Source organism: Acinetobacter sp. KS-LM10 (assembly GCF_036896575.1).
Taxonomy (GTDB): Bacteria; Pseudomonadota; Gammaproteobacteria; order Pseudomonadales; family Moraxellaceae; genus Acinetobacter; species Acinetobacter avistercoris.
On sequence record NZ_CP145906.1, the window covers coordinates 2489394 to 2514340 of the forward strand.

20 protein-coding genes are annotated in these 24947 nt (G+C 36.7%); 12 read left to right on the plus strand and 8 right to left on the minus strand.

What is annotated here, in order from left to right:
• Positions 1 to 326: 326 nt before the first annotated feature.
• Positions 327 to 1928, minus strand: a complete 1602-nt coding sequence (locus V5M36_RS11300; RefSeq protein WP_338559041.1) for an isocitrate lyase — start codon at positions 1926 to 1928, stop codon at positions 327 to 329.
• Between the two features lie 581 nt (positions 1929 to 2509).
• Between V5M36_RS11300 and V5M36_RS11305 the strand changes: the two genes are divergently transcribed.
• From V5M36_RS11305 to V5M36_RS11315, 3 genes are all read left to right on the plus strand, one after another.
• The gene (locus tag V5M36_RS11305) at positions 2510 to 3502 is read left to right on the plus strand and encodes a LysR family transcriptional regulator (RefSeq protein WP_338559043.1); all 993 of its coding nucleotides are present in this window, start codon (positions 2510 to 2512) and stop codon (positions 3500 to 3502) included.
• 127 nt (positions 3503 to 3629) lie between these two features.
• Positions 3630 to 4952, plus strand: a complete 1323-nt coding sequence (locus V5M36_RS11310) for a hemolysin family protein (protein WP_338559045.1) — start codon at positions 3630 to 3632, stop codon at positions 4950 to 4952.
• Between the two features lie 724 nt (positions 4953 to 5676).
• Positions 5677 to 7017, plus strand: coding sequence for a CitMHS family transporter (locus V5M36_RS11315; protein WP_338559047.1), 1341 nt, complete (start codon positions 5677 to 5679; stop codon positions 7015 to 7017).
• A 135-nt stretch (positions 7018 to 7152) separates the two neighbouring features.
• On the opposite strand, the gene V5M36_RS11320 is transcribed toward V5M36_RS11315, so the two are convergent.
• Positions 7153 to 7665, minus strand: coding sequence for a hypothetical protein (locus tag V5M36_RS11320; RefSeq protein ID WP_338559049.1), 513 nt, complete (start codon positions 7663 to 7665; stop codon positions 7153 to 7155).
• A 128-nt stretch (positions 7666 to 7793) separates the two neighbouring features.
• Between V5M36_RS11320 and V5M36_RS11325 the strand changes: the two genes are divergently transcribed.
• Both V5M36_RS11325 and V5M36_RS11330 read left to right on the plus strand, forming a co-directional pair.
• Entirely contained in the window at positions 7794 to 8447 is a 654-nt protein-coding gene (locus V5M36_RS11325) for an IS1595 family transposase (RefSeq protein WP_338558390.1), read from the plus strand.
• 301 nt (positions 8448 to 8748) lie between these two features.
• Positions 8749 to 9423 (plus strand): DUF421 domain-containing protein, encoded by a 675-nt coding sequence (locus tag V5M36_RS11330; RefSeq protein WP_338559051.1) that lies wholly within the window; start codon positions 8749 to 8751, stop codon positions 9421 to 9423.
• Positions 9424 to 9604: 181 nt separating this feature from the next.
• Here the strand turns inward: V5M36_RS11330 and V5M36_RS11335 are convergent, their stop codons facing one another.
• Complete coding sequence (locus tag V5M36_RS11335) at positions 9605 to 10510, minus strand: AEC family transporter (protein ID WP_338559054.1); 906 nt, start codon at positions 10508 to 10510, stop codon at positions 9605 to 9607.
• A 345-nt stretch (positions 10511 to 10855) separates the two neighbouring features.
• Between V5M36_RS11335 and V5M36_RS11340 the strand changes: the two genes are divergently transcribed.
• Together V5M36_RS11340 and V5M36_RS11345 are read left to right on the plus strand one after the other, a co-directional pair.
• Entirely contained in the window at positions 10856 to 11344 is a 489-nt protein-coding gene (locus V5M36_RS11340) for a hypothetical protein (protein WP_338559057.1), read from the plus strand.
• Positions 11345 to 11818: 474 nt separating this feature from the next.
• The gene (locus tag V5M36_RS11345) at positions 11819 to 13006 is read left to right on the plus strand and encodes an ammonium transporter (RefSeq protein WP_338559059.1); all 1188 of its coding nucleotides are present in this window, start codon (positions 11819 to 11821) and stop codon (positions 13004 to 13006) included.
• A 337-nt stretch (positions 13007 to 13343) separates the two neighbouring features.
• On the opposite strand, the gene V5M36_RS11350 is transcribed toward V5M36_RS11345, so the two are convergent.
• On the minus strand, positions 13344 to 14075 hold the full coding sequence (locus tag V5M36_RS11350; RefSeq protein WP_338559061.1) for an HAD family hydrolase: 732 nt from the start codon (positions 14073 to 14075) through the stop codon (positions 13344 to 13346).
• Positions 14076 to 14211: 136 nt separating this feature from the next.
• Entirely contained in the window at positions 14212 to 15471 is a 1260-nt protein-coding gene (locus V5M36_RS11355; RefSeq protein WP_338564171.1) for an MFS transporter, read from the minus strand.
• A 159-nt stretch (positions 15472 to 15630) separates the two neighbouring features.
• Between V5M36_RS11355 and V5M36_RS11360 the strand changes: the two genes are divergently transcribed.
• The 5 genes from V5M36_RS11360 (at position 15631) to putP (ending at position 20441) form a co-directional block, all read left to right on the plus strand.
• Complete coding sequence (locus V5M36_RS11360; protein WP_338559063.1) at positions 15631 to 16248, plus strand: 1-acyl-sn-glycerol-3-phosphate acyltransferase; 618 nt, start codon at positions 15631 to 15633, stop codon at positions 16246 to 16248.
• Between the two features lie 74 nt (positions 16249 to 16322).
• Positions 16323 to 17255, plus strand: coding sequence for a patatin-like phospholipase family protein (locus tag V5M36_RS11365; RefSeq protein WP_338559065.1), 933 nt, complete (start codon positions 16323 to 16325; stop codon positions 17253 to 17255).
• Between the two features lie 95 nt (positions 17256 to 17350).
• Positions 17351 to 17824 carry an NfeD family protein gene (locus V5M36_RS11370; RefSeq protein ID WP_338559068.1) on the plus strand — a complete coding sequence of 158 codons (474 nt, stop codon included), beginning with the start codon at positions 17351 to 17353 and terminating at the stop codon, positions 17822 to 17824.
• An 83-nt stretch (positions 17825 to 17907) separates the two neighbouring features.
• Positions 17908 to 18762, plus strand: a complete 855-nt coding sequence (locus V5M36_RS11375) for an SPFH domain-containing protein (RefSeq protein ID WP_338559070.1) — start codon at positions 17908 to 17910, stop codon at positions 18760 to 18762.
• A gap of 188 nt (positions 18763 to 18950) precedes the next feature.
• Positions 18951 to 20441, plus strand: coding sequence for a sodium/proline symporter PutP (putP, locus tag V5M36_RS11380; protein ID WP_338559072.1), 1491 nt, complete (start codon positions 18951 to 18953; stop codon positions 20439 to 20441).
• Between the two features lie 376 nt (positions 20442 to 20817).
• On the opposite strand, the gene V5M36_RS11385 is transcribed toward putP, so the two are convergent.
• The 3 genes from V5M36_RS11385 to prpF all read right to left on the minus strand — a co-directional run bounded on the left by V5M36_RS11385 (position 20818) and on the right by prpF (position 24650).
• Positions 20818 to 21726, minus strand: a complete 909-nt coding sequence (locus V5M36_RS11385) for a polyprenyl synthetase family protein (protein WP_338559074.1) — start codon at positions 21724 to 21726, stop codon at positions 20818 to 20820.
• A gap of 172 nt (positions 21727 to 21898) precedes the next feature.
• Positions 21899 to 22852, minus strand: coding sequence for a sensor domain-containing diguanylate cyclase (locus V5M36_RS11390; RefSeq protein WP_338559077.1), 954 nt, complete (start codon positions 22850 to 22852; stop codon positions 21899 to 21901).
• 610 nt (positions 22853 to 23462) lie between these two features.
• Positions 23463 to 24650, minus strand: coding sequence for a 2-methylaconitate cis-trans isomerase PrpF (gene prpF, locus V5M36_RS11395; RefSeq protein ID WP_338559079.1), 1188 nt, complete (start codon positions 24648 to 24650; stop codon positions 23463 to 23465).
• Positions 24651 to 24947: the final 297 nt, after the last annotated feature.

Genomic DNA, 24947 nt, shown 5'->3' on the forward strand with positions numbered 1-24947 from the left:
ATCTGATTAAATATCTTTAACTTGAAAAATTGATTGGTTTTATTGAGGACTTTATTTTATTGAAAATAATAAATTTATTATCTTTCACTCAACAATTATCTTAATAATTGTATTGTCTTAATAATTGTATTGTCTTAAAAATTTAATTAGTAAGCAAAATTACTCCATTAATATGCACAAAAATTTTATTTTAGATTAAAAATAATTAACTAAGAAAATTCAAATCGACGCTGTAACGACTTAAAGCGATTATAAATAAATACTTTTAAAATTTAATCATTAAAAAACCCCGCTTTCGCAGGGTTTTTTTGAACTACTCGGAAGGATTAACCACCAAACTGGTTCATTGTATTTTTAGAGTCATCGCCTGCTTTTAATGCATTGTCACCAGCGAAGATTTCTTTGTGATCATCACCAATGTCAGAACCAGCCATTGCTTGGTGTTTAACACATGCAATTGAACCGCGGATTTCTTTACGTTGTACACCAGCAACATAAGCAAGCATACCTTCGTCACCGAAGTAACCTTTAGCAAGTTCGTGTGTAGAAAGAGCTGCTGTGTGGTAAGTCGGAAGTGTGATCAAGTGATGGAACACACCAGCTTCACGAGAAGCATCTGCTTGGAATGTACGAACTTTTTCATCAGCATCTTTTGCTAACTGAGTTTCATCATATTCAGCGCTCATTAACTTAGCACGGTCGTAAGCAGAAACATCTTTACCTTCAGCAACATAACGGTCATAAGTTTGTTGACGGAAGTTTAAGGTCCAGTTGAATGATGGGCTGTTGTTATAAACAAGCTTAGCATTTGGAACTGTTTCACGAACACGATTAACCATGTGAGCGATTTCATCAACGTTTGGAGTCGCAGTTTCGATCCAAAGAAGATCCGCACCGTTTTGAAGGCTAGATACACAGTCAAGTACAACACGGTCAATTTGTGTGTCAGCACGGAACTGGTATAAACCAGACGGTAAACGTTTAGGACGATGTAATTTACCATTACGTTTAATTAGAATTTCGTCTTCTTGAGCATCAGCGATGTCAATTTCAGAGGTTTCTAAGAAACTGATGTATTGAGAAGCGATATCACCTGGCTCTTTAACCACTGGGATTTTTTGAGTCAAGTCAGCGCCTTCAGAGTCAGTACGCGCAACGATAATACCGTCATCAAGACCCATTTCTAAGAATGCATAGCGAAGTGCATGGATTTTCGCGATGAAGTCTTCATGTGGAACAGTGACTTTACCAGCTTGGTGACCACATTGTTTCGCATCAGAAACTTGGTTTTCGATTTGAAGTGCACATGCACCCGCTTCGATCATTTTCTTCGCTAATAAGTAAGTTGCTTCTTCGTTACCAAAACCAGCATCAATGTCTGCAATAATTGGCACAACATGCGTTTGGAAACCATCGATTTGAGCAGTGATTTCTGCAGCTTTAGCAGTATCACCTGCTTCGTTTGCTTTTTTCAGCGCACGGAACAAATCATTCAATTCTTTCGCATCAGCTTGACGAAGGAAAGTGTAGATTTCTTCGATAAGTGCAGGTACAGATGTTTTTTCGTGCATAGATTGGTCAGGCAATGGACCAAATTCTGAACGAAGTGCAGCAACCATCCAACCAGATAGGTAGATGTAACGCTTGTCAGTCGTACCGAAGTACTTTTTGTTCGCAATCATTTTTTGTTGTGCGATGAAACCGTGCCAGCAACCCAAAGACTGTGTGTATTTGCTTGAGTCAGCATCATACTCAGCCATATCACGACGCATAATAGCAGCAGTATATTTAGCAATCTCTAAACCCGTTTTAAATTGGTTTTGCATTTGCATACGCGCAGCATCTTCTGGACTGATGTCGCGCCATGTGCTTCCGAATTTTGCTTTTAATTCACGGATTGCATCAATCGCTGTTTGGTATGTAGTCATGATATTTTACCCTGTATATAATTTTAGGATTTCATCAATTAAAGATCTAAATCAATACTAAATCTGATTGTATAGATTTAAATCACTTCGTTGTTATGAACCTAGCTTAGTTTGACTGTTACAATTAATCCAATAGTCTGCAAGAATCTTCAGTATTTATTTAAAAAATATGTAGATTAAAGTCTTAGTTAAATAACAATCATAATGATTAAAACACTGAAATATAATAATTTATTTATAAAATCAACAGGTCATATTTCAAACTTTCTGTTCATAAAAAAATCATTAGACTTAAGTCTCTAGCGTCACATTTCTCTATTTTTTTGTGAAAAACAATAAATATCTGTTTAAAAAAATATCATTCATTTTAGTAAAATTTAAAATATTTTGAGAGCTACAATCTATTTTATGTGAAATGTATTACATCTATACACGCTCAATTGAACTTATTTTTTTTAAATTTTAACTTTAGGTTTTTCAAGCACAAATCTGATGATTTTTTCGACTTCCTTTTACACAAAGCCTTCCTGTTGTGGCATAATCACCGATGATTTCAAGAATTTATTTTCGGTATTTATTTTATGAATCTGGAGCGGGTTGATCTCAATCTCTTAATTTATCTTGACGTATTGCTACGTGAAAAAAACGTAACTCGTGCTGCTGAACAATTGGGTGTTACTCAACCTGCCATGAGTAATATTTTAAGACGTCTACGTAATTTATTTAATGATCCTCTGCTTATCCGTTCTTCTGAAGGTATGACACCAACAGAGCGGGCATTAGAATTACAACCACGTATTCGTGATGCACTTTCAGATTTATCTATGATTTTGGAACCTCGAACAGAGTTCCGACCTTATACATCCAATCGCGTTTTCCGCATTATGACTTCTGACTATGCTGAGGCAACGTTAGTTCCTCGTTTAGTAAAAGCACTACGTTCAGAAGCACCTAATGTGGTCTTGGATTTCTTGACTCCAAGTGATGTGTCTTATCGTGACATGGAACAAGGAAAAGTCGATTTAGCGATTAATCGCTTCAATGAAATTCCCCAAAGTTTTCATCAAGTCCTCGTTTGGCGTGACAGTTTTTCGTGTTTATTAAACAATAAACATCCTGCTGTAACCAACCTTAATCTTAAAAGCTATTTGGATGCTCAACATATTTGGGTATCTAAAACAGGTATGGGTGTTGGTTTTGGTGTTAATCCAGAAAAACAAGCAGGTTTAGGTTGGATTGATCAAGCTTTAGAACGAATTGGTCAAAAACGTAAGATATCAGTATTTACTCGACATTATCAAATGCCAGGACTACTAGCTGCAAATGTAGATCTGATTGCAACATTGCCTTCTCGTATTGCTCGTTTACAAGCCAAAAGTCAAAACTTAATCCTGAAAGACCCTCCATTTTATATTCCAGAATTTGAATTAAAAATGGCGTGGTGCCCTTTACTTCATCATCATCCTGCACACCGTTGGTTGCGTCAGCTTATTTTATATGTCGCGCGTCAAATGGTTGAAGAAGAGAATCGAGAGTTCTTGTCGAATAATAATACTCATTTTCCTCAGTATTAATTTCAACAACATCTCAGATTCATTGTGCAATACATGTCTATTGATCAATTCTGGTGGTGAATTTGTTTACCGCCAGATTAATTTTTATGATAAAACTTCAATAATAATTTAAATTTAAAGGTGTTTTGTGAGTCTGTTTCAGAATTTCGTGATCATCATGATTTTGATAGCGGGGGCTGGATTTTTATCACTAAGTGAAATCGCCTTGGCTGGATCACGTAAAGTAAAATTAAAAATTTTAGCTGAAGCTGGAGATGAACGCGCACAGAAAGTTTTAGATTTACAAGAAAATTCAGCAGATTTTTTTGCAGCATCTCAAATCGGTTTAAACGCTGTTGCAATTCTAGGCGGTATATTAGGTGAAGCTGCTTTTCGTCCCTATATCGTGAATTTCGTAGAGCGTGTTTATCAAGGACCTTGGACGCAAGCTATCGGCTTTAGTTTATCGTTTACTGTTGTTACTTCATTGTTTATTTTATTTGCAGATCTCATGCCGAAACGTATGGCAATGATCGCACCTGAAAAAATCGCAATTTCAGTTATTAACCCTATTCAGATTTTCATTAAAATCTGTAAGCCGTTAGCATTGTTTATCAATGCGATCGCAAATTTATTGTTCCGATTATTCAAAGTAAATACGACACGTGAAGACAATATTACTTTTGATGATATTTCTGCCGTTATGGATGCGGGTGCTCAAGCAGGCGTACTGCAAAAGCAAGAGCATCACTTTATTGAAAATGTATTTGAACTTGAAGAACGAAATGTTCACTCAAGTATGACCACACGAGAAAATGTGGTTTATTTTACGATTAATGAATCTGAAGACAGTATTCGTCAAAAATTAGCCAACTTCCCTTTTTCTAAATATTTAGTCTGTAGTGAAAATATTGATCAAGTGATCGGTTATGTCGACGCTAAAGATATTCTGATTCGTATATTGAACAATCAAAAATTTAATCAATTGAATGAATCAACGATACGAACTGTACTCACAATTCCAGATACCTTAACACTTTCTGAAGTACTGGATCGTTTTCGCTCCAGCAAAGAAAAGTTTGCCGTCGTGTTCAATGAATATGCTTTGGTGGTCGGTGTCATTACCCTCTCTGATATTATGATTACCGTCATGGGAGACTGGGTCACCCCGACCGAAGAAGATGTACAGATTATCAAGCGTGACAATAATTCTTGGTTGATTGATGGCAGTACGCCGATTGAAGACATGCAACATGCACTTGCTATTGATGAAATGCCTGATGATGAAAACTATGAAACACTAGCTGGCTTCATGATGTATAAGCTGCGTAAAATTCCACGCCCCGCAGATACTGTGATTTTCGGCGGTTATAAATTTGAAGTGGTCGATGTTGATCACTTTAAAATTGATCAGCTTCTGGTGACACGTTTACTCGATATTGAAAGTGATCCTGCACCACTTGAAGATTAAAATTTTCCTCATGTACATATTTATTTGATTATAAGTTTCATAGCTTTATTAGACTTCTTTCAAAAGTCATTATTCACACAACACACTCATTATGAGTATTCCCTCATTTTAGCCTTCTCCCTGAGGGAGAAGGCGTGTTTATATCCATTGATAACAGCTCAATCATCTATTTTGATTTTTTGAAAAAGATCAAATGTTGTATCTTCTACTTTCGAATAAATTTTTTATTGTTTAATACTGCTTACTTATCAAACTTCAATAATGATTGATGATTGATGATTGATGATTGATGATTGATGATTGATGATTGATGATTGATGATTGATGATTGATGATTGATGATTGATGATTGATGATTGATGATTGATGATTGATGATTGATGATTGATGATTGATGATTGATGATTGATGATTGATGATTAGAAATACAATTCTCAATTTTCTCCCACAGTTAAGTTTTTCATTTATCTAAATCTGGCATTGATACCAGTATTTTCTAAAAAGACTAAATCCCAAATAAATCAAAAAAAGCACCTTAGAACAATAAATGCTTAATTATTAATCAACTTAGATTTCATATACTCTTGTTTTTATTTGAGTATTTTCTTTGGCAATACTTTGCTTTTTTACATTTTCTAATCAATATTTTGTTCTACAAAATATAGGATTATGATCGCCTTGTATTACCCAATAAAAAAACGACTTAGAACTCAAGGAATGATTCATGCTGACCCTATTAGGTCTTGGAATGATTTTGTGCTTTATGTACTTAATCATGTCAAGACGTTTAACTCCACTTGTCGCTTTAACTTTAATTCCTGTTATTTTTGCTTTAATTGCATACGGTTTAGGATACTTTTTTGAAAGTTTAAGTCATATTCAAATAAATGAACTTGGTGAAATGATGTTGGATGGTGTTAAAAAGCTAGCACCTACTGGTGTCATGCTTTTGTTCGCTATTCTTTACTTTGCCATAATGATTGATACAGGATTATTTGATCCATCTGTTAAATTCATTTTACGTCTGGTTAAAGGTGACCCACTAAAAGTTGTATTAGGCACCATCACATTAACAATTATTGTCTCCTTAGATGGTGATGGTTCTACCACCTATATGATTTGTGTTGCAGCGATGCTCCCTCTTTATAAACGTCTGGGTATGAGTCCATTAATCATGGCCTGCTTAATGTTGCTTTCAAGCGGTATTATGAACCTCACACCTTGGGGTGGACCGACAGCTCGTGCTGCGAGTGCCTTACAAGTAGACCCTAGTGATGTATTTGTGCCAATGATTTTGCCAATGTTATTTGCAATTGCTTGGCTTTACTTTTTAGGCTTTATGTACGGACGTATGGAACGAAAACGCTTAGGCATTATTGATATAGATGTCAGCCATGGCGACAGTATTCAAATTTCAAATAATCCTGAAGCCAATCGTGCGCACTTAAGATGGTTTAACGGTTTACTCACATTAGGACTCATGATCTGCTTGGTGAAAGGCGTATTACCTATGCCTGTGCTGTTTATGATCGCGTTGTGTATCGCTTTGGTGGTGAACTATCGTGACATTGATATGCAAAAAAGCTTGGTCGCACATCACGCAGGAGCAGCATTAAACGTTGTCGGTATTATATTTGCAGCTGGTATTTTTACAGGGCTACTGACCGGCACAGGTATGGTCGATGCGATGTCCAAAGAGTTGGTGGCTATTATTCCGCAGAGTATGGGCCCTTACTTAGCCCCTATTACGGCTGTTCTCAGTATGCCTCTGACCTTCTTTATGTCAAATGATGCTTTCTATTACGGTGTACTTCCGATTCTGTCTGAGGCAGCAAGTCATTATGGTATTGAGCCTGTAGAGATGGCGCGTGCCGCAATTGTGGGGCAACCTGTTCATTTACTTTCACCATTAGTGCCTTCAACGTACTTACTCTGTGGTTTGGCTGGGATTGAATTTGGTCAACATCAAAAATTCACCATTAAATGGGCCATTATTACGTGTTTGGTTATGCTGGTATCTGCCCTAGTTTTTGGAATGTTCCCCTTTTATTCGACATTAGGCTAGTAATGCTAAAATAAAAAGAGTATCGCTAAAACGAGTACTGCTATAACAAATATCCTTTAAAACAAAAAAAGCACCGATGGGTGCTTTTTTTTTTCTTAAATTCGCCTTTTAAAGGCTGACAAAATTGAGTCGCAATTAACGACCATAACCCGTCAATAATTTATCTAAAGTTGCTTGATAGTGAATATCTATATCTTCAGCCAAAATCGTATACGCATTATCAAACTGAACCATAGGCCAGCCTTCTTTCCAGAATGGGAAAATATTGTGTAAACCTTCATTCACAATGCCGTCTTCACGTACAATCGCTTGAGATACTTGAGACAAGACATGAGCTGTTTCTGCACCATCAATGGCTAAATAATCTATCCCGCGTACTTTCAAAATACGGATACGATCTTTTTTATAACGAATTTTTTTTGCTTGACCTTCATTTAAACCTAGAGCCAAAGTTACCGCTTCTACAAATTTCTCTTCGAAAGAGTTATGCAATGCAACAAGTGCATTTTTATACGCTTCTTGACGACCCGCTTTCCCACCTGCACGAATGATCTCTTCCGCTTCAACATCAAGTTTGTCGTCTTTCATTGATTGTAAAACGTCTAAAATTTCGATATCGCTTAAGGATTGAGGAGACTGAACTGTCATACGAGCTCTTAAATAAATATATAAAGGCATATTTTCGCATAATTCAGCATTAAATTCAGAAATAAAATAATTCGTAATAAAATTAAATTTGGGGCTGTAGTAGATTAGCTTTATGTTAGTCTACGAAAATGAAGATAATCAATTGTAAATTAAATAAAAAAGTACAGAAAAAGTTGCTGGAATATTTTGTACTTGAAGTTACTGCTCGTTCTGCTGCTGATTTACTTGAAATTCAGCCTAATAGTGCAGCTCTGTTTTATCGCAAAATACGTGAGGTAATCACCTACAATTTAGAGCTCGAAGCAAACGAAGTATTTGAAGGTACTGTTGAATTAGACGAGAGTTATTTTGGTGGTGTACGCAAGGGTAAACGGGGTCGTGGTGCTGTTGGTAAGGTTGCTGTATTTGGTATTCTCAAAAGAGGTGGTAAGGTCTATGTCAAAGTAGTTTCAGATACCAGAAGTTCTACCTTAATGTCTATTATTACTCGAAAAATAGCGCCTGATAGTGTGGTCTATACAGATTGTTATCGAAGTTATAACGCATTAGATATTGCGGGTTTTTACCATGAAAGAATTAATCATTCAAAGCAGTTTGGTATAGGTAAAAATCACATCAATGGTGTTGAGAATTTTTGGAATCAAGCCAAACGAGTATTAAGAAAGTACAATGGCATTGATCGAAAAACATTTCCCTTGTTTCTAAAGGAATGTGAGTTTAGATTCAACTATGGATCGCCCAAAGAGCAGCTAAAAACACTGCTAATTTGGACGAAAATTTAACCTGTTCTACTACAGCCCCTTAAATTTTATTAAACTTCTTTCATAAGTCATTATTCAAATAATATCACTCATCATGATTACTCCCTCATCCTAACCTTCTCCCAAAGGGAGAAGGGATAATGACATATCAATTTATTGTCATTCAATTATCATTTTTTGACTTATGAAAGAGACCTATTAAATATAGAAAAATTAAATATCAAATTTTAGATACAAATATTTCCAAAGTATCTACACAAATCAGACTCTTTATCTCAATGAAATTGATAGATTTTAATTTCAGGGAATAGAAGGTGTAAATATGGATTTTTTTAGTATTTTTATCCATGACACAACATGGGCGTTTGTTGCGGAGATTTTGATTCGCTGCGTACTGATGTTTTGTATGATCATTCTTTTTTTACGGCTCACAGGTAAACGTGGTGTTCGACAGCTTTCAATATTTGAATTAACCATTATTTTATCTTTAGGTTCGATTGCTGGCGATCCGATGTTTACTCAGGATCTCCCTTTAGTCCAAGCCTTTATCATCATGGCGACCATCATTTTACTTTATCGCGTTACCACATGGCTAATGATGAAATATCAACCCTTTGAAGATTTGCTTGAGGGTAAACCACTGTATATTTTAAAGGACGGTGAGTTATTAGTAAAAGACATCAAAAAAGGGAAATACTCGCATGACGAATTCTTTGCAGAAATGCGCCAACAAGGTACAGAACATTTAGGTCAAATCCGAACGGCTTTATTAGAAAGTGATGGTAAATTTAGTATTTTATTTTATCCAGCAGAAGAGGTTCACTACGGATTACCTATTTTTCCTGATGCTTATCCAGTCATTGATACCGTTAAAGCTCATACTTTTTATGCATGTACTTATTGTGGCCATATTAAAATGCTCGATCGTCACAATGAAGCCTGCCCACACTGCGAATGTCAGCAATGGTTTATTGCGATTAATCACCCCAGAGTCTGAGGTGCTCGATCTTCGTTTAAATAAAGATTTTGAACATAATAGATTTCTTTCATTCGCTATTTTCAAATCTCAATAACTTGCCGTTCTATGATTTTTTTATAGATAAAAATTAATCTATTCAACGTTATTAAAGCCATTAAAAAATAAGTACAAAGAATCTAGTTAAAAACTTATGAACGCATTACATGATCAATGCCAACACAAATGGTAAGGTCATGGCTGAACATAAAGTTTGTAAACTAATAATCCCAGCCATCAATTGACTATCGCCTCTAAGCACCTTCGTTAAAATATACGCAGCTGAAGCTGTTGGCAAAGCAAAATAAAGCACAATGATTTGTGTCTCAAGTATTGAGAAATTAAGTAATAAACACACTACATATGCCAAGGCAGGCATAATCATTAATCTTGAAAATGTATTGATCAATAAAGGCAATAGGTCTTTTTTTAATGCCATAAATTGTAATGCAGCACCAACACACATGAGACCAAGCGGCAAACTACAACCCGCAAGCTGTTGTATAAGCGAACTTAATCCAGCCCAAAGCGGTAAGCCAGAAAGATTAAATAACACTCCAACCAAACAACCCATAATCAAAGGATTTTTAACCAGAGATAAACTAATACTCCTTAAGTCCATCCCCTCTTTTTCAGTCAATGCTAAAACGGAAAGAATATTTACGACAGGAATGCTGATGGCCAAAATAATGGCGAATAAAGTAATGCCTTGTTGCTGAAATAATGATGCGACCACGGCCAAACCGATATAAGTGTTAAATCGGATATTACTTTGCGTATAGACTCCAAAACGTGCAGAGGGAATACGATATATTTTTCGAATAAGATAGAGTGCAGTGCAAGTAATACTTAGCATGATAACCAAGATCAAAAAAATGCTATGAACCATACTCAAATCAATATCTGCTGTGGCTAAATTTCCAAATAACATTGTTGGAAATAAAAAATAATAATTGAGCTTCTCAACACCTGTCCAAAAACTATCTGAAAAAAACTGTTTCTGTTTTAAGATATAGCCCGTGAAAATAAGGGCAATGAGTGGAAAGAGTGATAATAATATACTGTGCATAGCTGTTTAATTTACGCCTCTTTTTATCTTATTCCCATCCATCATTTTTTCATTCAATTTAAAATTTAAATGTGTATTGAAGATTAGATGTCTGAGATAAGTGAATCCATTCGAAAAAATACGGTAAGCACTCTTAATCTTACTATTTTACACATTTTGTTAATATTTGAGGGGCTGATTGAATATATAAAATAAGGGATATCTACAACATATTTCAGCTCTTAAAAGAACAATCTCGAAGGCTAGGCATGAAGTGCTTGGATTAATTGCTTGTTAATCGATTTTTTTCAATTAAAATGCTAATTAGTTAACACAATAAATAAAATTATGGATAACTTTGTATTTATGGACAATCTGATAATTAAAAAATTATGTGCTTTATGTATTCCCTTTTTCGCTTTAATTCATACTTCAGCGTTTGCGATGCCAGATGTGTCAGAAGAACATCGCGCTATATTCACAGCGGCAGGATTTAAATATGCCAATGGTGCTTGGCGTGGAAAGTGTAGCTTTGGTCATATCTCATTCATTAAAGATTTCAATGGTGATGGTCGACCTGATGCAATCATTAAAGATGGAGGAACACGATGCTATGCCCATACAGGAGTCGGCTTTCATCTCGTGACTAAACAAGCCAATAATAAATGGACACGAATTTTAAATAGTCCCGGTGAACCTGTTTTTTTGAAAACAATTGGTCGACATGGCTGGCCCGATTTAGCCATTACCAACAGCAGCCAGTGTCATCAAATTCTAAGTTGGGATGGAACTCAATTTGCAAAAACTCGTCAGGAGTTTAAAGGTAGGCCATGTATTCTTCCAAATTCAATATAATATATCCACATCAGATCAGGTGAAGTCTTGGTCTTTAAGAGCTGAATTTATATTTATACTTAAATATCTGAACTTTATGAGTGATCAAATTTTGCGAAAAGATCTAACTGATCATCATAAAAATACCCACTACGCTTCACAGTCTTATTGAAATTAGTTCACTGTTCAGTATGTTACAAAAAATGTTACAAAAATCATTGGATTGTTTTTAAACGTTAGTTTACAAATCAAAATATAGAAAATTTAAATTAAAAATAATAATGATATAAATCAATACTATAGGATTTATTAATAAATAGATTTCGCGTTAAGTTGGTGCGGATTATTTATTTTGGTGCATAAAATGCTTTATATCGAGTCTTGATGATTTTTCTAATTTTTTAATCATTTTTTCCCTAGATGTTGAATCATCATGCTGCAAAATCAATCGTTATACTAGCGCGATTGTGACTTTAAGCACCATTTATAACCCTCATGCAAAATATAGATCTACTTTTTCTCCTTTTAGGTGCAATTCTTGTTCTGGCCATGCACGCAGGCTTTGCGTTTCTTGAGCTAGGAACGGTTCGACATAAAAATCAGGTCAATGCACTCAGTAAAATCTTAACTGATTTTTCTATTTCAGCCATCGCCTATTTTTTCATTGGCTATTACATTTCCTACGGCGAACACTTTTTTCATACAAGTCAAATTTTAGTGGAAGAACACGGCTACAACTTGATGCGCTGTTTCTTTCTTTTGACCTTCGCAGCAGCGATTCCCGCCATTATTTCTGGCGGTATTGCTGAACGTGCAAAAATGCGACCTCAAGCGATTGCAACAGTATTTATAGTTGCCTTGGTCTACCCTTTGTTTGAGGGAATCGCTTGGAATGGAAACTTTGGTATCCAAAAATGGTTAGCTGACAGTTTTGGTGCAAGTTTTCACGATTTTGCAGGTTCTGTCGTGGTTCATGCGATGGGAGGTTGGATCGCGTTAACGGCTGTTGTTTTACTGGGTGCACGTCATGGTCGTTACAAGAAAGATGGTCGAATCAGTGCCCATCCGCCCTCGTCTATTCCTTTTTTAGCATTGGGTTCTTGGATTTTAATTGTCGGCTGGTTCGGCTTTAACGTTATGAGTGCTCAAAGATTAGATGCCATCTCAGGCTTGGTGGCAATGAACTCCCTGATGGCAATGGTTGGTGGAACATTGGCTGCCAACGTCTTTGGTCAAGAAGACCCTGGCTTTTTACATAACGGCCCATTGGCGGGTTTAGTCGCAATCTGCGCAGGATCTGATATCGTCCATCCACTCGGTGCCTTAATGATCGGAGCCATTGCAGGATTTATTTTTGTTAAACTTTTCACCTACACGCAAAATAAACTCAAAGTCGATGATGTATTGGGGGTATGGCCTTTGCACGGCGTCTGTGGCGCTTTTGGTGGTATTGCTGTCGGTGTTTTTGGTCAACAATGGTTAGGCGGTTTGGGTCAGGTTTCTATAATTTCTCAACTTATCGGTACGCTTCTCGCCATCATTATTGCATTGCTCGGCGGCTGTCTAATTTACGGTGTACTCAAAGCCACTCTCGGGATTCGACTGACTCAGGAGGAAGAATATCGCGGTGCAGATTTATCCATTCATAAAATTACAGCCAATTCAGAAGATGCCATTTTTTAAGTCACGTATTAAGTCACGTTTTAAGCCACGTCTTAATTCATCTCTTAGACCATTTTAATCCTCCTTGAATCCTTTACGCTGCTGAAGGTTCAAGGAAAATTTCTCATTTTACATCTCTACTTTTTACTTCTCTTTTTTCAATGTTTTAGTATTCGCTCTATTTCATAAACCCAAAAAATCAATAAGCTGCAATAAATTGAGAGGTAAAATTCCTTCTCCCTTCGAGACAAGGTTAGGTTGAGGGTATACTCATGATAAGTGGATGTGGTGAATAATGACTTTTGAAAGACGTCTATTATTAATAACCATATTCTAATGATCGTTTTTGATCTTCAATTTAAACGTCAAGATATTTTAAGACTTCATGCAAATGCTGAATGACTCGATCTTTTGGAATATGAAGCTGATCGTCCAACCGATCGGCGTTCAGTTTAGGGTGAAATCCATCGAGTAATAAAGCGTTCAGACCTACACTCGTTGCACCCTGATAATCATTTACGGGATGATCACCTATATATAAGCAATGCTGAGGCTCTATTTGAATCTGAAAGCAACTGTGTAAAAAGATTTCTGCATTTGGTTTTGCAATACCCACAGATTCTGAACTAAAAATTTCTTCAAAATATTGATGAAAACCTAAACCTTGTAGAATCTTCAAGCGTGTTGCATGCCCACCATTCGAAATGACTGCCAGCTTATAATTTCGCTGTTTTAAATGTTCTAACAATTCAACTGCCCCTGTCATAGCAACAGCAGACAGACCAAACTCTTCAAACCAAAACTCAGTCAAAGTTTCTAACGATGGCGTTACATCCCAATTTAATTCCTGAATCAGTGCCTGAGCAACTGAAGCAGCGATACTCGGATGCGTGAGAAACTCCTTTTTAGGATAACCGCCATTATCAATTCGCCGGATAATTTCAACTGTTCGAGATAACGTTGCATGATCTTCGGCATCTACAAGCTGCCCACTAAAATGATTGAGGAGATGACGACTATACGCTTGCAAACTCTGATCACGATGCGTCAAAGTATTGTCTAAATCAAATAATACTGCTTGTATTGCCATCCTTAAAATTCTTTATTTGTTAGTTCATGTAGTAGATCTTAACAAATATATCATCAACGTCTATATTCATATTAATGAAGATCATTGCACGAATAACTCTATTATTTTGAGTATTCATCATTAGGTGAGAATTAATTTAGACGAGCTCGTTTTGGACTTTTCGCCATAGAAATAAAGGCATCAGTAAAATAATACCCAATATTGAAATGATCAATAAATAGTTCTGATAACCCATTAAGTCACCCGCAATACCACTTACTGTATACAGAGCACCGCTAACCAATGCCATTAATGACACTTGGAACGTAAAATCGGTGCCCGCATATTGTTTGCGACTATATTGCATCACTATCGTTAAAATGATGACCAGTACCATGGCAGAAAACATATCTTCTAAAGCATTAATGAGGTAAATCACCCACAGCTCGATAGGTTGCTGCTCTGTATGTAACTTTGCCAACCAAGTAAAACCAAATAAGCTGATCAACTTTAAAACTGAAAATAAAATTAAAGCCTGACTGCGACTAAAATACCGAAGGTACAATGCTGCCACTCCTGCACCTAATAGTGCCGCCAAAGCACCCAACATGGTGATATATACGCCTATCTGAGACAATGTTAAGCCTAAATCAACCAACAAAGGCTTAATGATTGGTCCCGACAAGCCATCTGTTACTTTGATACAGCACAATACAATGAACCAATAGATCATTACTTTTGAAGATAAAAAGTATTTTAAATATTGTTGAATCGCATAACGTGTCAGACCTAATTTATGATTATTTTGCAGAGCGTTTCCATTCATTTGCCGCGTATGCTTAGGCTCACGATAAAACAAGATAGGTAAAGTATTAAGTAGCACTATCGCAGCTAAAATCAAAAATGTACTCTGCCAACTCAACCAATCCAAAATCCAGAGCAGTGCTCCGCCACCCACGATAAAACCAAAGCGAGAACCCACCACTTGGAACATATTTCCCATATGCTGTTTTTGAGTATCTAAAATATTGACAGCTAAACCATCAGTGGCGATATCTTGAGTCGCTCCGACGCTATTCATACACAGTAGTGCGATAAAAAATGCCAATAGGTAGATGGGATTATTTAAAGACTCAATCGGCAAAAAGGACAAAATGATAAGCGTTAAGATTGTTAAAAGTTGCGTCGGGATGATCCAACTTCGATAATGACCAAAAACTTGATGTCCATAATGATCGACCCACGGTGCCCATAATACTTTAAGTGCCCAAGGCGCCATCAACAATCCAAAACCACCAATATGAGTCAATGATACACCTTGGGCACGTAACACCACTGGAAGTGCATGTGTCATAAAACCCACAGGTAGACCTTGTGCCAAGTAGAGAGAAAACAGCAGTAAATAGATCTGGGGCATTTTTTTCATATATGTGAAAATCAATTAATCGGGCAAAAGGATGACTAAGATAAGGTTTAATTTGTATTTTTTTATCAAAAGGATATTATTGAATTTGCCAATGTAGCAAAGTATCGACATCTTTAAAATACTCACAAAGTTAAAATAAAGACAGCAATAATGACTAAACATTTTCCGACATTACCCAAAGACATTCCACATCGCGGTTCAAGATTGAGTCGTCAATTTTTTAAAAGACTTTATTTAGCACAAGGTTGGCAGTTTGAGGGAGATTTTCCTAATCTTCCAAAAGCAGTCGCTATTATTTCTCCGCACACTTCAAATTATGATGGTTGGTATGCGTTTATCGCAATGCTCGGCATAGGAATTCGGGTCACTATTTTTGGCAAAGACACTTTATTCAAACCTCCATTTGATCAGTTTTTATCATGGTGCGGTGTAATCCCCGTGAAACGGGATACTCCGCATGGATTGACTCAGCAGATTGTCGACGTGGTCAAGAGCAAAGATAAAATTTGGATTGCAATGGCGCCTGAAGGTACACGTAAAAGTGCCGAAAATATTCGCACGGGCTTTTATCATATTGCCACAGGTGCCAATATTCCAATTGTGATGTTTGCCTTTGATTATGATCATAAAATAATTCGCTGCTTAGGTGTGATGCATCCAACTAATGACTATAAACAGGACTTAAATGAAATTTTAGAACGGTATAGAGGCCAGTTTTCACCTAAAAATTTAGCTCAACTGGCAAAACCACTTAAAAATCTTTTGTAACAGCGCTAGAAACTTCAGCCACAATCTGTTGAGATATGCTTTAAAAATAATCGTATATTTATAGATCTCCCCTTATGCACATTCGCTCTACTGTACAAAAAATCGGATTTGTTAGCCTTATTGCGCTCAGCCTAGCAAGCTGTGACAAAGCCACCAAAACACCGACTCAAACGACGCCACTAAAAGCCCGTGAACCCGTCATTGCTATCGCTCTCGGCGGTGGTGGTGCTAAAGGTTTTGCTCATATTGGTGTATTGAAAGTCCTTGAATCACACGGTATTAAACCGAAGATTGTGACAGGAACCAGTGCCGGAAGTTTTGTGGGCAGTATATATGCCAGTGGTAAAACCCCCTTTCAATTACAGCAAATTGCCCTGCAACTCAAAGAATCAGATATTCGAGATTTAACTTTTAATCGCCAAGGTGTGATTCTGGGACAAAAATTGCAAGACTATGTCAATCGACAAATTGGCAATAAACCGATCGAGCAATTCCCTATTCGATTTGCAGCAGTAGCTACACGTTTAGATAATGGTAAACGTGCTGATTTTATTAAGGGTAATGCAGGTCAGGCTGTACGTGCCTCATGCAGTATTCCAAATGTCTTTGTACCAGCAACGATTGGTAATGCAAAATATGTTGATGGTGGTTTAGTCAGTCCTATTCCTGTGCAAACGGCCAAAGATATGGGTGCTGATATTGTGATCGCAGTGGATATTTCTGCACGTCCTGCGGGAGACAAACCCTTAAGTATGCTGGGTCTACTTGATCAGACCATTAATATTATGGGTCAACAAAGTATTAATAATGAACTCAGTCTGGCCAATATCGTGATTCAACCTAAGGTTGGACATTTGGGTACTCTTGATTTGAAAACCAGCAATGAATCCATTCTAGAAGGTGAAAAAGCTGCACAACTCAATATAAAATCGATTGATATTGCGATCGCCAATTTCAAGAAATCACCAGCTGCATTTAAACCTGCTCCACGCTCACGCCTGCAGTAACCTATTATCTTTAAAGTATATTCAGAATTGTCTAAGTCTGTTATCTTGATATTGATGATCCCCATCTATATCAATGATAACGATAGAGTAGATGTATGAATTTTATATTTGAGCCATGGCATTGGTGTGTGTTGGGCATATTGCTCATTTTATCTGAATTGATCTTGCCTGCTTTTGCAGCACTGTGGTTTGGTGTTGCTGCAGTGCTGGTCAGTATTCTTTTGTGGGTTTTTCCAGAGATGAGTTTTGTTTTACAGCTCGTTTGTTGGATTATTTTGTCGATTTCATGCACGTTATTGTGGTTTAAATTTATTAAGCCGCTGTCGGTAGATAAAACCAAAGCAGGTCTACCACGTGAAGCAACCATCGGACAAACCGGTATGGTCATTCATGTTGGATTAGACGCAGAACTTATTCGTGTTCGTTTCTCATTACCTGTATTGGGTTCAGATGAATGGAATTGTCGTTCTTTATTGCCTGTCAATGTGGGTGACCGTGTTCGTGTGGTCGACATCATCGGCAATGAGCTTTTGGTACAACCACATAATAATGCGACTTCACCACTCTAAACGTGTTTTCTAACTGGTTTATAGCGCCTGAGAATAAACTCAATTTAATTTTATAATCATAAATATCAAAAAGAGGAACAGACATGTCTGGTTCAATTATTGCGTTAGCAATTTTAGTATTCGTCGGTATCACCATTTTCAAAGGTGTTCGTATCGTTCCACAAGGCTATAACTGGATTGTGCAACGCTTGGGTAAATACGAAAGTACACTCAGTCCTGGCTTAAACTTTGTGATTCCATATGTCGATGAAGTTGCTTATAAAGTAACGACCAAAGATATTGTTTTAGATATCCCTTCGCAAGAAGTGATTACACGCGACAACGCTGTTTTAGTGATGAATGCTGTGGCTTATATCAACATCACCATGCCTGTAAAAGCGGTATACGGTATTGAAAACTATATTTGGGCTATTCAAAACTTAGTTCAAACATCATTACGTTCTATCGTCGGTGAAATGGATCTAGATGATGCATTATCTTCACGTGATCATATCAAAGCAAAATTGAAAGCTGCAATTTCTGATGATATTTCAGATTGGGGTATTACGCTAAAAACTGTTGAAATTCAAGACATTCAACCCTCTACAACGATGCAGTCGGCAATGGAAGCACAGGCAGCCGCAGAGCGTCAAAGACGAGCAACAGTCACCCGTGCAGATGGTGAAAAACAAGCCGCTATTTTAGAAGCAGAAGGTCGTCTTGAAGCGTCTCGTCGTGATGCTGAAGCACAAGTCGTCTTGGCAGAAGCGTCAGAAAAAGCCATTAACATGGTCACCAATGCAGTCGGGGATAAAGAAATTCCTGTTGCATACTTATTGGGTGAACAGTATGTCAAAGCCATGCAAGAAATGGCTAAATCTAATAATGCCAAAACAGTGGTTCTACCTGCCGATATTATGAATACTATTCGTGGTGTTATGGGTCGTAATCCATCTTAATAAAAAATTGATTTATAATTTATACAGGCAGCTTTCGAGCTGCCTGTATTTTTTGACTCTAAAAAATTTATTTGAACTCTACAAGCTTCTGAAATATTCAGCATTTTTTTCTAAATTATGTTTAAATTTCCACTAAATTTAGATTTGTTATTTTGCAATCTACAATCCTACATCAATATGGATATCGTATGAGCTCCCTAAATCCCACCTTAATTACTTTTCTATTCTATATAGTCGCCATGGTTATCATTGGATTAATGGCATATCGCGCGACCACTAACTTTTCAGACTATATTTTGGGTGGACGTCGTTTAGGTAGTTTCGTGACAGCACTGTCTGCGGGTGCTTCAGATATGAGTGGTTGGTTGCTCATGGGTCTGCCTGGCGCTATTTACTTGTCAGGTTTATCTGAAATTTGGATCGCGATTGGTTTGATTATTGGTGCGTGGTTAAACTGGTTAGTGGTTGCTGGACGTTTACGTGTGCACACTGAAGTTCAATATAATGCATTGACTTTACCAGATTATTTTTCTAATCGCTTCAATGATCAAAAGAAAGTACTACGTATCGTTTCAGCATTCATTATCCTGATTTTCTTTGCAATTTACTGTGCATCTGGCATGGTTGCAGGAGCACGTCTATTCGAAAGTATGTTCGATATGCCATACAGCACAGCGTTGTGGATCAGTGCTATTGCGACCATTAGTTATGTATTCATCGGTGGTTTCTTAGCAGTTTCTTGGACTGATACGATTCAAGCTGGCCTGATGATTTTTGCATTATTACTGACTCCTGTCATGGTTTTACTCAGTTTTTCAGATATGACTCAAGTGACCTTAGCACTGGAAGCAGCACGTCCTCAGGCCACGAATATAATTGGAGATTTAAGTACGGTTGCGATTATCTCTTTATTGGCATGGGGTTTAGGTTATTTCGGACAACCCCATATTCTTGTACGTTTTATGGCTGTTGATTCGGTGAAATCGATACCAAATGCACGCCGCATTGGTATGACGTGGATGATTCTTTGTCTGGGCGGTGCTGTTGCTGCTGGTTATTATGGAATTGCTTTCTTTCAACAAAATCCTGAATTCGCTTCTATAGTTAACAATAATCCTGAAACTGTGTTCATGGAATTAACTAAAATTTTATTTAATCCATGGGTCGCAGGTATTATTTTAGCTGCAATCTTAGCGGCAGTCATGAGTACATTAAGTTGTCAACTTTTGGTGTGCTCAAGCACATTAACCGAGGATTTTTATAAATCCTTGCTGCGTAAAAATGCGACTCAGAAAGAATTGGTTTGGGTCGGTCGTTTCATGGTACTTGCTATTGCCCTATTGGCGATCGGTCTAGCTTCAAATCCTGAATCTAAAGTACTTGGTTTGGTTGCCTATGCTTGGGCTGGTTTTGGTGCGGCATTTGGACCATTAATTTTGCTTTCTTTATTCTGGAAACGCATGACCTTAAATGGTGCTTTATTTGGAATGATCGTCGGTGCTGTCGTTGTGATTGTCTGGAAAAACTTCTGGAGCGACACTGGACTTTATGAAATCATTCCTGGCTTTATCTGCTCGGCGCTCACTATTATCATCGTGAGTTTATTGGGTAAAGCACCGAATGAAGAGATTACCCAGCGTTTTGATGAAGCAGACCGTCTTTACAAAACGACGAAGTAATGAATATGATCAAATCAATACGTGAAATCTTTTAACTGCATTCTGTTGAAGTAGATCGTCATTGAATAATGAAAAGTAAAAAATGAATCATTCAGAAAGTAACTAAATAGAGGGCAGCTTTGTCCTCTTTTTTAACTCTAGGGTTCTTATATTTTTAAAATTATTATATTTTTAAAATTTATCTTTAATAATCTTCTTGCATAAATCGATAAAGATTTTTAAGAGCAATAAATTAATGTTTAAAACAGCCTTCTCCCATTGGAGGAAGACTGAGATAAGGACATACTAATAGCGAGATTTTTGTGTAAAAACACTGATGAAAGAGATCTAATAATTTCAGTGCTTACAATGATGTCTTGATTGAACGAAATAAATTTTAACTTTTTCGTGCCAATAAAAACTGCGAAATTTGATTAAGATCATCCGCATTTTCGAAATATGCCAAGGCTTGAAAAGCTTGATTATGCAGTTGTTGAGCATAAGCTTTCGCACCTTCTAATCCCAAAAGTGCTGGATAAGTCGACTTTTCAACTTGTTCATCTTTACCTGCGGTTTTACCCAATGTTTCAGTATCAGAAACGACATCTAAAATATCATCTTGAACTTGAAATGCTAAACCAATCGCTTGGCCATATTCTCGCAATTTTGGAATGGCAGGATCTGCACCTTGATATAGCGTTACAGCAGACATCATGATCGCAGCTTGGATTAAAGCTCCCGTTTTATTACGATGAATAGTTTCCAGTTCAAGTTGATCGATAGCTTTACCCTCAGCTTGTAGGTCTAAGACCTGACCACATACCATCTTAGAACTCGACGTCGCTAAAATCTGCATCTGACGTAGTGTAATATTTGCATCAACTGAATGTTGAGTATCAAACAATCGACTGCCAAGAACTTCGAATGCCATTGATTGCAAGATATCGCCCGCCAATAAGGCTGTGTCTTCACCATATTTCGCATGGCAAGTCGGCTGCCCACGACGCAATAAATCATTATCCATGCATGGCAAATCATCATGAGCCAATGAATAGCAATGAATTAACTCTATCGCCACTGCAGCACGACGCACAGCGGCAAAATTAATATTATTGGCTATGAGTTTGGATGTTGCATAACACAAAGCTGGACGAACGCGTTTCCCGCCCAACATCACCGTATGATGAACTGCACTTTTTAAAGGTTCAGGAATAGAAAAAGCCTCTAACGCTATGGTTAAATCTTGCTGAATCTGTTCCTGAGCGTTTTTTAAAATTTCAGTGTTCACATGAGCAATTGATGTCACTTTGGCCTCTAAATTTCAAGTTTGCTTATCTACAGGACTCAATCTATTCTTGAGTCGTCGCCATTCTACATCATTCAATCAAAGGCACATCAAATTCTCAATAAAACTGTTTGTATATCTTCGTTCTTGATGAGTATTTTCGTACTTGCTGCAATAACTTGATCAACAGTCTCTAATCCAAAACATAAATTGAATTTTGACCTTGATTTTTAGCATTTCTCACTGCAACATCCAGCTCTCTCAAAATATCAGAACCTGTCATTGGATCGTACATTTTGGGGTGATAAATACCAATCGTTACTGTTAATTTTTCATCGCTTTCCGAATGAAATACAATCTCGGACTTGATCATTTTCTGACGTAATCTTTCAGCAATCGTGAGTACTTTCCAAGGTGTCGAATCCTCTACGACCACCACAAAGCTTGCTGAATTTAAACGATATATTTCTGCTTTATCCTGCAAAATTTCTTCACTAAACTCTTGACCAATACGCGTTAAAGTCTGATCGCCAATATTATAACTGTTCATTTGATTAAACTTTTTAAAATCGTTTATATCTATTTTAATAAAGGCATATACTTCACTTTCATCACCGACAAATTTCTCAGAAATAAAAAGCTCCAAAGCTAATTTACTTTTTAAACCTGTCACCTGATCTATATAAGCATATTCATGTAATTTTTTATTATTTTGAATCAAGACTCTTTCACGTCTTTTTAATTTGGTGATATCTGCACCAACAACAACGATTGAATAAATTTTTCTATCTACATCCCTTAACGCTCTAAAATAAGCAAGATAAAAATGGCCCTTTGAATAAAATTCATTTTCAATATCATTTAAATATAAATCATCCTGAAAACTACTGATCGCACTTAAAAAGTGAGCATAAACTACAGTTGAGAATTCATTTAATTTCTTCCCCATCATATACATTGCATCGCTTTCGTAGATATCAGCAAAACATTGATTTACACCTAGGAAAACTGCTTCTATATTAATGATTGCAATCGGAACTGGAAACTTTGAAAAAGTAGATACAAAACTCCTTTTATCTATATTTTGAACCAACTCCAAAAAAGAATCATTACTTTTGAGTCGACCTGCATCTTCAGATGAATTCATGGGTTCCTCATTATAGTCATAATTATATTTGAAGATTATTTTAAGTCATTGAGTTAAGATTCATTTCACTACTTAATAGAATATAGTTAAATAGAATAAAGCTAAGTAGAATAAATCAAGCATTGACCTCTTCAGTAAAATATATCATCTCTAAAGTCATAGAATTGTTCTATTTCGTGACCCATGAATCCAACAACCCACTAATAATAATTAATTTCATTATATGTTTCATGTTAATTTTCTTAGATTAAAACTCATTCATTTTAAGATGAATTTTTAATCTATAGATTTATTTCATCCTTGAATTGGCTTTATCCTGATTTTGATTTAATAACAATTCGTAATTTAAAAACATTCTTATTTTTGAAATATGATTTCCCAGGATTTACTACTCACGACTGTTATTCATTACATTTTTTATATCTTCAATAGACTTCTTTTCAATCGTCATTATTCACAGGACACACTCATCATGATCATTCCCTCATCCTCACCTTCTCCCAAAGGGAGAAGGTATTTTTATATATCAATTTATTACCACTGGATGATCATTTTTTGATTTATGAAAAAGATCTACGATTTTATTTGACTTATTTATTTAACTAACTTTTTAAAAACTATCGGCTGGAATACGAACCCACCCCTCCATTAAGACGCGAGCACTTCGACTCATTATGGCTTTTTTAACCATCCATTGATTATTTTCAAATAATGCCTGTGCACCCACTCGTAAAGTGCCTGATGGATGACCAAAACGTACAGCTTCTCGCTCACCCCCACCCGCGGCTAAATTTACCAGTGTTCCCGGAATTGCCGCAGCTGTACCAATGGCAACTGCTGCTGTACCCATCATTGCATGATGCAGTTTGCCCATTGATAATGCTCTGACCAACAGATCAATGTCTGATTCATTTACCTGCTTACCGCTCGAAGATACATAAGTTTTAGGCGCTGATACAAATGCCACTTTAGGCGTATGTTGACGAGAAATAGCCTCATCGACATGCTGGATAATTCCCATTTTCACTGCACCATAAGCTCGAATTTTTTCAAATTTAGCCAGTGCAATCTCATCATTATTGATCTCATCCTGCAGTTCACTCCCCGTATAACCTATTTCCTTTGCATTCAAGAAAATAGTGGGAATACCAGCATTGATTAAAGTGGCTTGGAATGTACCAATTTCAGGTACTTCAAGTAAATCTACAACATTTCCTGTTGGAAACATTGAGCCTCCATCTTCACCATCATCAGCTGGATTTAAAAATTCAATCTGTACTTCAGCAGCTGGAAAAGTCACTCCATCTAACTCAAAGTCACCTGTTTCCTGTACTTCACCATTGATGATTGGCACATGAGCGATGATTGTTTTTTTAATATTGACTTGCCAAATACGAACTGTACAAATGCCATTATCAGGAATTCGTTCTGCGCTCACTAAACCATTTGAAATTGCGAAAGAGCCCACTGCCGCAGTTAAGTTTCCGCAATTACCGCTCCAATCCACAAACGCTTTATCAATCGCAACTTGTCCAAACAAATAATCTACATCATGATCTAGATGTTCGCTTTTCGATAAAATAACGGTCTTACTCGTACTCGAACTTGCACCCCCCATACCATCGATTTGTTTGCTATAAGGATCTGGGCTACCAATAACGCGAAGTAATAAACGATCTCTTGCTTCACCAGCGACTTGGGCACGCTCAGGTAAATCATCTAATTTGAAAAAAACACCTTTACTCGTGCCACCGCGCATATATGTCGCTGGTATTTTTACTTGTGCTGCAAAGCTCATTGTTCTGCCTATCCTTACATGACTTTATTTAATTTAAATTTTTTTATGATGCTGTATTTTATAGTGCCTAAAATTCAACACATTGACCAGATGACTTAAGTATAAAAATTATTTAAGCAAATTTATCTAAAATTCCAACCCGAATCAAACAAGATAAAAAACAAAATTTTAAAATTAAATGATTGTTAAATATTAACTTTATATAAAAAAATTAAACAGTAAGAGGCTCGCTATCGCTTAAGTCGCAGATTTACTAGGATTAAATAAATCTATCCTTTACAATGTTTTAAAAATCAC